The sequence below is a fragment of the uncultured Sphingomonas sp. genome, from assembly GCF_964021865.1.
Taxonomy (GTDB): Bacteria; Pseudomonadota; Alphaproteobacteria; order Sphingomonadales; family Sphingomonadaceae; genus Sphingomonas.
In genome coordinates this window covers 1-8,131 of record NZ_CAXIAM010000088.1, presented here as the reverse complement: position 1 = coordinate 8,131, position 8,131 = coordinate 1, and the positions used below count along the sequence as shown (strand labels likewise).

At 66.5% G+C, this 8,131-nt stretch carries 7 protein-coding genes; 3 read left to right on the top strand and 4 right to left on the bottom strand.

Annotated elements, in window-relative coordinates:
* Window positions 1-50 precede the first annotated feature (50 nt).
* Window positions 51-3,020: a Tn3 family transposase gene (locus tag AADI75_RS15650; protein ID WP_093068233.1), complete on the bottom strand. Its 2,970-nt coding sequence runs from the start codon at window positions 3,018-3,020 to the stop codon at window positions 51-53.
* Between the two features lie 136 nt (window positions 3,021-3,156).
* On the opposite strand from AADI75_RS15650, the gene AADI75_RS15645 reads away from it, so the two are divergent.
* Window positions 3,157-3,795 (top strand): recombinase family protein, encoded by a 639-nt coding sequence (locus tag AADI75_RS15645; protein WP_037527897.1) that lies wholly within the window; start codon window positions 3,157-3,159, stop codon window positions 3,793-3,795.
* A gap of 74 nt (window positions 3,796-3,869) precedes the next feature.
* On the opposite strand, the gene AADI75_RS15640 is transcribed toward AADI75_RS15645, so the two are convergent.
* Genes AADI75_RS15640 through AADI75_RS15630 form a run of 3 tightly spaced genes read right to left on the bottom strand, consistent with a single transcriptional unit; the run spans window position 3,870 to window position 5,744 of the window.
* Window positions 3,870-4,403 carry a DUF4142 domain-containing protein gene (locus AADI75_RS15640; protein WP_052811626.1) on the bottom strand — a complete coding sequence of 178 codons (534 nt, stop codon included), beginning with the start codon at window positions 4,401-4,403 and terminating at the stop codon, window positions 3,870-3,872.
* Window positions 4,404-4,443: 40 nt separating this feature from the next.
* Window positions 4,444-5,349: a DUF1259 domain-containing protein gene (locus AADI75_RS15635; protein WP_042491071.1), complete on the bottom strand. Its 906-nt coding sequence runs from the start codon at window positions 5,347-5,349 to the stop codon at window positions 4,444-4,446.
* A 29-nt stretch (window positions 5,350-5,378) separates the two neighbouring features.
* Window positions 5,379-5,744 (bottom strand): Rap1a/Tai family immunity protein, encoded by a 366-nt coding sequence (locus tag AADI75_RS15630; protein WP_042491069.1) that lies wholly within the window; start codon window positions 5,742-5,744, stop codon window positions 5,379-5,381.
* Window positions 5,745-5,830: 86 nt separating this feature from the next.
* On the opposite strand from AADI75_RS15630, the gene AADI75_RS15625 reads away from it, so the two are divergent.
* Window positions 5,831-6,778 carry a chromate resistance protein ChrB domain-containing protein gene (locus AADI75_RS15625; RefSeq protein ID WP_245613536.1) on the top strand — a complete coding sequence of 316 codons (948 nt, stop codon included), beginning with the start codon at window positions 5,831-5,833 and terminating at the stop codon, window positions 6,776-6,778.
* Window positions 6,779-6,795: 17 nt separating this feature from the next.
* Window positions 6,796-8,022 carry a chromate efflux transporter gene (gene chrA, locus AADI75_RS15620; RefSeq protein WP_042491066.1) on the top strand — a complete coding sequence of 409 codons (1,227 nt, stop codon included), beginning with the start codon at window positions 6,796-6,798 and terminating at the stop codon, window positions 8,020-8,022.
* Window positions 8,023-8,131: the final 109 nt, after the last annotated feature.

The window sequence follows — 8,131 nt, the reverse complement described above, 5'->3', positions numbered from 1 at the left end:
ATCATCAGCATCTCAGATTCGAGCCTCCGAGGCTCTGGCAGTCATGGGGTCTAAGCCCGTCGGTCAGTTGCGGTGAGCCGGAGCGGCCTGAACCGCTCGCGCGGGCGGTCGAGTTCGCTCCAAAGATAGTCGCCGGTCAGCCCGATGTGCTCCCACCCGAGCGGAGCCACGTGGGCGAGCAGTTCATCCGGCACGTCGACGCCGGTCGACCGAAGATGCCGGACGGCGCGGTCGAGGTACACCGTGTTCCACAGCGTCACCGCCGCGGTGACCAGCGTCAGCCCCGAGGCTCGGTGCCGCTGGTTCTCGAACGTCCGGTCGCGCAGCTCGCCAAGGCGGTTGAAGAAGATCGCGCGGGCAAGCGCGTTCCTGGCCTCGCCCTTGTTGAGGATGCTGCCGGTTCGGCGCCGCTGCTCGGGATCGTCGAACCAGTCGAGCATGAACAGCGTGCGCTCGACGCGGCCGACCTCGCGAAGCGCCCGGGCGATCGGGTTCTGGCGAGGGTAGCCCGCCAGCTTGCGGAGCATTGCGGACGCGCTCACCGTGCCCGCCCGGATCGAGGCGGCGAGGCGCAGCGTCTCGTCCCAGTTCTCCTCGATCGCGCGGACATTGACCGGCCCGGCTACCAGAGGCTGAAGCGTCGGCCAGCTCTCGAGCGGTGACAGGCTGTATAGTCGCCGCTCGTTCAGATCGCGGATGCGCGGCGCGAACCGGAATCCAAGCAGGTGGCAGAGCCCAAACACATGGTCGACTGCTCCCGCGGTGTCGGTCGCGTGCTCGCGGATGACGAGTTCGCTTTCATGGTCGAGCAGCCCATCGATGACGTGCGCGGCTTCGCCCGCGTTTGCGGCGATCACCTTGGTATGGAACGGTGTGAACCGGTCGGAGACGTGGGTGTAGAACAGCACCCCCGGCTCCGAGCCGTAGCGGGCGTTGTGATCGGCCCGCGCCTCACCGCGACCTCCCGCCCGGAAGAACTGCCCGTCGGACGACGACGTATCGCCCGGTCCCCACACCGCCCCGAGCGGGTGCGCGGTATGCGTGTCGACCATCGCGGCGAGGGCCGACAGGTACGTCTCGTCGCGGACGTGCCATTCGGCTGTCCAGCGCAGCCGGGCGAGCGTCAATCCGCGCGAACTTTCGGCCATCCGGCCCAGCCCCAGGTTGGTCGCGTCGGCGAGGATTGTGCCCATCAGCGCCGACTGGTCGGACGCCGGCTCGCCGCTGCGCGCATGAACGAACTGGTCCGCGAAGCCCGACCACGCAGCGACTTCGACCAGAAGATCCGTGACGCGCACGCGCGGCAGCATCGCATAGAGGCGAGCTTTCAACGCTTCAGCCTCATCGGGAACCGAACGGCGCAGCGGTGAGATGGTCAGCTCCCCGCCCGTGATGGCGACGTCAACCAGTTCACCGGCAGCCGCGGCCTGCTCGACCTCGGTCATGCGCCGGGTAAGCAGATCGCGCCGTTCGACGTGCCAGTCCCGGAACCCGGAGGCCACCGCGAGTCTAAGCCGTCCTTCGGCGCGCATCGCGGCGAACGCGGGCTGAGGCAGAAGATAATCGTCGAGGGTGCGATAGGCGCGACTGCCATCGACCCAGATGCCACCCGACGCCAACCGCTCGCGCAGATGAACGACAACGGCAATCTCATAGGCACGCCGGTCGATGCCACCCCCGGCCGCGAACACCACCTTGCGCCAGCGCGGGCGAAGAAAGGTGGTCGGGACGCGCTTGGGCAGGACCGAGCGGCCGTCCTGGTACATGCGCCGCAGCACCTCGATCGCGCTGAGCAGCGGGTCGCCGGAACGAGCGGCGTGGAACGAGAACGCAGCCAGGAAGGTAGGTGCGAACTTGCGGACCGCGGGGTAGCGCTCGACCACCTCGTCCAGACCGTCGTCGGTGGGTCGGGTCAGCTCCTCGGCATCGCGAACGCTGCGTTCGAGCTGCTCCCATCCGATGCCGTCGGTGATCGCGCGCAGCGGGTCGCGGCCGCTCGCGCGCGTTTCCATCAGCAGGCGACCGAGCCGCGCGTGGACGCGAGCGGTGTCTTTGAGCAGCCGGGCGGCCCCAAGCAGTCGTTCGGAGCGCATCCGGTCCGCCCGCCGAAACAACGAGCCGACCAGCTTCTCGACCATGACCAGAGCGGCGTCAGTTAGCGCCGCCTCCATTTCGATTGCGAACGCGATCAGCGTGGCCAGTCGCCGGCGACGCTCCAGGCGGCGAAGGTGCTGCGCTGTCACAATGCTCGCGACGCGCGCGATCACGGCATAACGTGCGCCGTGAATGCGGCGGGCTCGGTCGGGTTCGATCCCGAGAGAGCGAACTCGATCGAGGCGCTCGACCAGCGCTTTCAGGTTGGACGCTGAGGGTGCCTCCGACCAGTCCCGGATCCAGCCCAGGCCCGTCCGGCCGTGTTCGCCAGCGTCGATCAGTTCATCGAGCCCTGCTTCTTGGTCGTCCGAGCAGTCGCGGATCAGGCCTGCGAACGCGGATCGGCGTGCCTGAGTGCGCGCGATCAGGGCAACCCGTTCCAGCGACGATGCCGCGGGGACCACCACGCGGGTCAGCCGCAGTCGTTCAACCATCGCCGCGACGATCGGCTCGCCGCGATCGGTCGATGTCGCGACCTCAATGCCGAGCGTCAGCATGGCGCGCATGTCGGCACGTTCGAACGCGCGTAGCACGAGCAGCGTCTCGATCTCGGCGCGGTGCTCGCGCAGGGTCGGTCCGCGATCGGCGTAGCCAAGGAAGGCGGCAGGCTCGCCACCCAGCTGCTCGCACAAGGTCGCAAGCATAATGGCGGGCGGTGCCTCACCTGGCGCGAGCGCTCGCCCGGGATGGCGAAGATAGCAGAGCTGGACCGCGTAGCCGATCCGGTTGGCACCGCGTCGACGGCGACACACTTGGACGAGGTCATCCGGCCCAAGCGTGTAGAGCCGATCGATCGTTTCCCGATCGGTCGGCGGGTCGAAGATCGCGGCACGCTGCCCGGGCGAAAGGATCGTCTTGGTCGACATCGCACCGGTTCCCCGCAATTGTCACATATTCTTCTACTCAGGCTGTTGGTGGAGCATAGACAGGAACACGGGTTAAGTGACAAAGTAGCGGGATCGTGGCGAGCATTCCGGTTTTGTCACGCAGACGGACGAATATGTGACAACGCTCATCGGCTATGCACGGGTCTCGAAAACGGACGGCAGCCAGGTCCACGATCTGCAGCGCGACGCGCTGATCGGCGCCGGGGTCGATCCCGACCACATCTACGAGGATACGGCCTCGGGGCGGCGCGACGATCGCCCCGGTTTAGCGGGCGCGCTCAAGGCGCTCCGCTCAGGCGATACGCTCGTCATCTGGAAACTCGACCGGCTCGGGCGCGACCTGCGCCACCTAGTCAATACGGTCGGCGATCTAACCAAGCGCGGCGTTGGCCTGAAAGTGCTGGCGGGGGAAGGCGCGTCGATCGACACCACCACCGCCAATGGTCGGCTGATCTTCGCGATCTTCGCCGGACTCGCCGAATTCGAGCGCGAACTGATCGTCGAACGCACCAAAGCGGGCCTTGCCTCGGCACGCGCCCGCGGCAGACATGGCGGGCGACCGTTCAAGATGACGCCCGCCAAATTGCGGCTCGCCCAGGCCGCGATGGGGAAACCGGAAACTAAGGTGGGTGAGCTGTGCGTCGAGCTCGGCGTCACGCGTCAGACGCTCTACCGGCATGTCACGCCCGATGGTCAGATCCGCTCCGATGGTGAGAAGCTGCTCGAGCAAAGATCGCTACGTACAACTGCCTGACGGTCATATGATCATTCTCGATCGGAGCGACTCACCAACTGGATAGTTGCGCTCGCGTGCCGGCCGAAACTGTTTCAGGCTCCGGGCAGCTTCCGCGCTTTATCGAGGTGCTTCCGGGTCACGAGCCCGCCCGCTTTAGCCTTCTCCCGCACCGCCGCGTTACTACCCTTCGTCGCGTAGGCGTTATGGACCTTCAACGCTTCCTCGTGCGCCGCGATCTGTCCCCGCTTGTACGCCGCGTCGAATTCGGCGCGGGGCGTGTTCTCTAGCGTGTCCAGCATCTGAGACAGAGGCCCGACCAGCGCGCTTCCGGAATCGGTGGCGGCGGGCATGCTCAGTACGCTGGCGTGCTCCGCCATCATACGGGTGTGATGGTCGACCATCGTTTGCGCAAACAAGCGTGAAGCTTGGGATTGGGATCTGGTCAGCACGAGCCGGCTCGCATCGACCTCGTACCTACTCAGCGCGTGCATGGCACCGAGATAATCCCTGGTTTCGACAGGAGCAGGGTTCGTGCTGATCCCGGCCTGCGCGAGGGACGCCGACAACGGCGCAGCAAGACACGCCACCGTGATCGCGGTCAGAGCCGCGCCGACTGACTTTCGCATTGGTCCACCTCCTGATTTTCGTTCTTGTTCATGCATGTGCTCAACTCGCGCCGGGCCGTGCGACGTTGGTCTTGTCCAGCGCCGCCCGGAGTCCGCGCGCAAGCTTCGCCGCGTCATCGATCGCCCAGAAGTGCATAAAGAACAGCCGCGGCTGGTCATCAAGCATGTGATTGTGGAGCGCGGTCACCTCGATCCCGTTGGTGCGCAACGCCTTGAGCACCGGGTCGACCTCGGCCGCGGTCAGCACAAAATCACCCGTGATCGCCGCCCGCCCGGAGCCGGTCGGCTGGAAGTTGATCGCGGTCGCCGTCCCCATCGAGGCGGGCGCGGGCATCCCGCCGTCGGTCAGCTTCTCGGCGCGCGGAAAGCTGAACTGATATACACCGCCGTTCGGCTTGCCCTTGATCCCCATCACCTGGTCGAGCGCCGCGGTGTCGAGCGCGATCGGTGATGACGAGCCCGCGCCGGCCGAAGGTGGCTGCGAGTCCCTGGACGGGGCCGCGAGAGGGGTTCGGCTGGCGGCGAGCGCTTCGCGAAGCGCGGTCGCGAGCTTCACCGGGTCGCCATGGCCGCCGATGTGCATATACATCGTCGCCGGCGCGGAACGGAGCAGGTGGTTGTGGAGCGCCGTGATCGTGAACCCGCTCGCCAACAGTCGGCTCATCACCGGGTTCACTTCCGCATGAGTGAGAACCAGGTCGCCCATGACCATCACCTGATCACCCATCGGCTGGAACGCCGCCCAGGAGCCCAGCGCCAAGGCGGGCTTCACGGCAACGCCGTCAAGCGTCACGTTAAGGTCCGATCGTGGAAAGCCGTAGCGACGGACGCCGCCCGCCTGTTCGGTCCCGACGCGGCCGAGCGCGCGGTCGACCGCGGCCCAGTCGGGGGCGGCCGACGCCGGCGCGGCAAAGGTCACGGCGACCGCGACCGCCAGGGGGAGCATTAGGTGGCGCAAAACTTCTCTCCTCGATCTCAACTGGTCGGCCGGCATGGAAAATGCTGGCGCAACGCTATCGTCACACCCGCAAGCCGGGGCATGTTCGCCATTTGCCGGTTGTCGGCCGCCCATGCCAGAAAGATGCGGCTCAACTCACCGGCCCTGACACCCCGCCCGCAAATGCCGGCCTCGCTGCCGCCGTTGCCGAACGCGGAAAGCGTCTCGGCCGCGCCGGCGAGGTACGCCTCGCAACGACCGTTCACCTTTTTCTTCTGCTCGTCGGCGCACATCTGGTGAAACTGCGCCACCGTCTCGTAACGTGGTTGCGCCAGAGTGGGCGAGGCGGTCGCGAGCGCGAGACCCGCCAGGATGGCAGAAGCACTTGATTGGACGGTTTGCATCAAAGTCTCCTCGCCCCAAGCTTTAACTCGCCACCCTCAAACGATACAAGTGTACGGTTGTATCCGCCTCATGATACAGGCGCTGCATGGCTGATGCTTCTCCATCTACGCCGCACGACTGGCTGCTGCTGATCCCCCAACTCCCGGCTAAGCCCGCCTACCTGCGTGTCCGGGTGTGGCGGCGCTTGCAGGCGATCGGTGCCGCCGCGCTCAAGAACGCCGTCCACGCGCTTCCTTCGCGCGACGACACGCGCGCGCTGTTTGAGGAGCTGAGAACGGAAATCATCGCAGGCGGCGGCGAGGCGCTGATCCTGGAAGCGCGGCTCGTGGATGGAATGACGGACGCAGAGCTTCGCGCCGTGTTCGATGCGGCCCGCGACGCCGACTATGACGAGCTTACGCGCGAGGCGCGCTCGCTGAGCGACGCCGGCGACGCGACCGACACTCGGCGCTTGCGCAAGCGCCTGGACGAGATTGCCGCCATCGACTTCTTCGGCGCGCATGGTCAGCAAGTAGCGTTGGCGGCCCTCGCAGATGCGGACCGCCGCGACCATGAACATCCCGACGTGAGCGGGGCGGGTGCGCCGGAGCTGATGCCCGCGGAGTTGAAAAGCCGCACCTGGGTCACGCGCCGACACGTCCATGTCGACCGCATCGCGTCTGCTTGGCTGATCCGGCGGTATATCGACGTGGATGCCAGCTTCAAATTCGTGGACGGCAAGGAATACACCCCCCAGCCGAGCGAGCTGCGATTCGACATGGCGGACGCGGAGTTTACGCATGAAGGCGACCGCTGCACCTTCGAGACGCTGGTGTCCCGCACCGGGCTCGATGGCGACCAGGCGCTCCGCGCGCTCGCCGAGATCGTCCATGATCTCGACATCGCCGATGGCAAGTTCGGTCGTCCGGAGACGGCGGGCATCGGCGCGCTCATCAACGGCATCTGCGCTGGCACGGACGACGACATTGAGCGCATCGCGCAAGGATCGGGCGCGCTCGACGGCTTCTACGCGCACTTCGCCAAGCGGCGCTGAACAGATGGGAGTTGATCATGGCGAGCATCGAACAACCCGTTCCGACAAGCGCGGTCGGCGATGACACCCGCCCGCCCGACCTGAGCTATCCCGCGCTATTTGTCCGATTCCTACGCTTCGGCATGATGGCGTTCGGCGGTCCTGTTGCGCAGATCGCGATGATCCGGCGCGAGCTGGTCGACGAGGAACGCTGGATCGGGAGCGACCGGTTCAACAAGCTCTTGGCCGTCATGCAGGTGTTGCCCGGGCCGGAGGCGCATGAATTGTGCGTGCATCTCGGCGTCCGGGCCAAGGGGCGGCTGGGCGGCTTGCTCGCCGGGCTCGGCTTCATGCTGCCGGGCTTGGTCCTCATGCTCGCGCTGGCATGGCTCTACACTCGGCTGCCGATCCAAGGAACGCTACTCGGAGCGGCGCTCCTCGGCGTCCAGGCGGCGGTGATCGCGGTAATCGTCCGCGCGGTGCATAGGATCGGCGAGCACATCCTGCTTGACCCATGGCTCTGGGCTGCGGCTATCGCCGCAGCGATCGCCTCGCTCGCCGGTGTCAGTTTCTGGATCGTGCTGCCAGCCGCAGGCGCTGCCTATGCGCTCGCATCGACCGGGCGCTACGCGCTCCCTGCGGTCGTCGTCGCGATCGCCGTTGGCTTGGCGGCCCTGACCTGGGCAGGAAGCCTCGGGAATGCCAGCGTGGCGGTCGCTCGGGAACCGGCGCCCACGGTCGCCGCGCTCTTTTGGACCGGGCTGAAAGGCGGGCTGCTGACGTTCGGCGGGGCCTATACCGCCATTCCGTTCATCCGGAACGACACGGTGGGCCGGGGCTGGATGACGGACGCGCAGTTCCTCGACGGCTTAGGGTTGGCCGGCATCCTGCCAGCCCCACTCGTAATCTTTGCGACCTTCGCCGGCTGGATCAGCGGCGGCCTCGCCGGGGCGCTCGCGATGACGGCCGGCATGTTCCTCCCCGCGTTCGCCTTCTCGCTCCTACTCTACGACCGGTTGGAAGCGGTGGTAGAGCACAAGCGGCTGCAACTCTTCTTGGCGGGCGTCGCGGCCGGGGTCGTTGGCGTTATCGTGGTGACGGTCACGGACCTCGCCCGGACCACGGCCGCACGCACCTCAAGCCCAATCGCGAGCGCGCTCATCTTCGCCATCGCGCTGGCCATCATGTACCGCTGGAAAAGCAAGCTCGCCACGCCGGTTGTCCTGGCGATTGGGGCAGTGATCGGGGCATCCGCCCTGAGCTAGAAGACCGTGCGGTCGCCGTAAGTCGAGGTCTCGATAATCGATCGATACCAATTCACTTAGACCCCATGACTGCCAGAGCCTCGGAGGCTCGAATCTGAGATGCTGATGA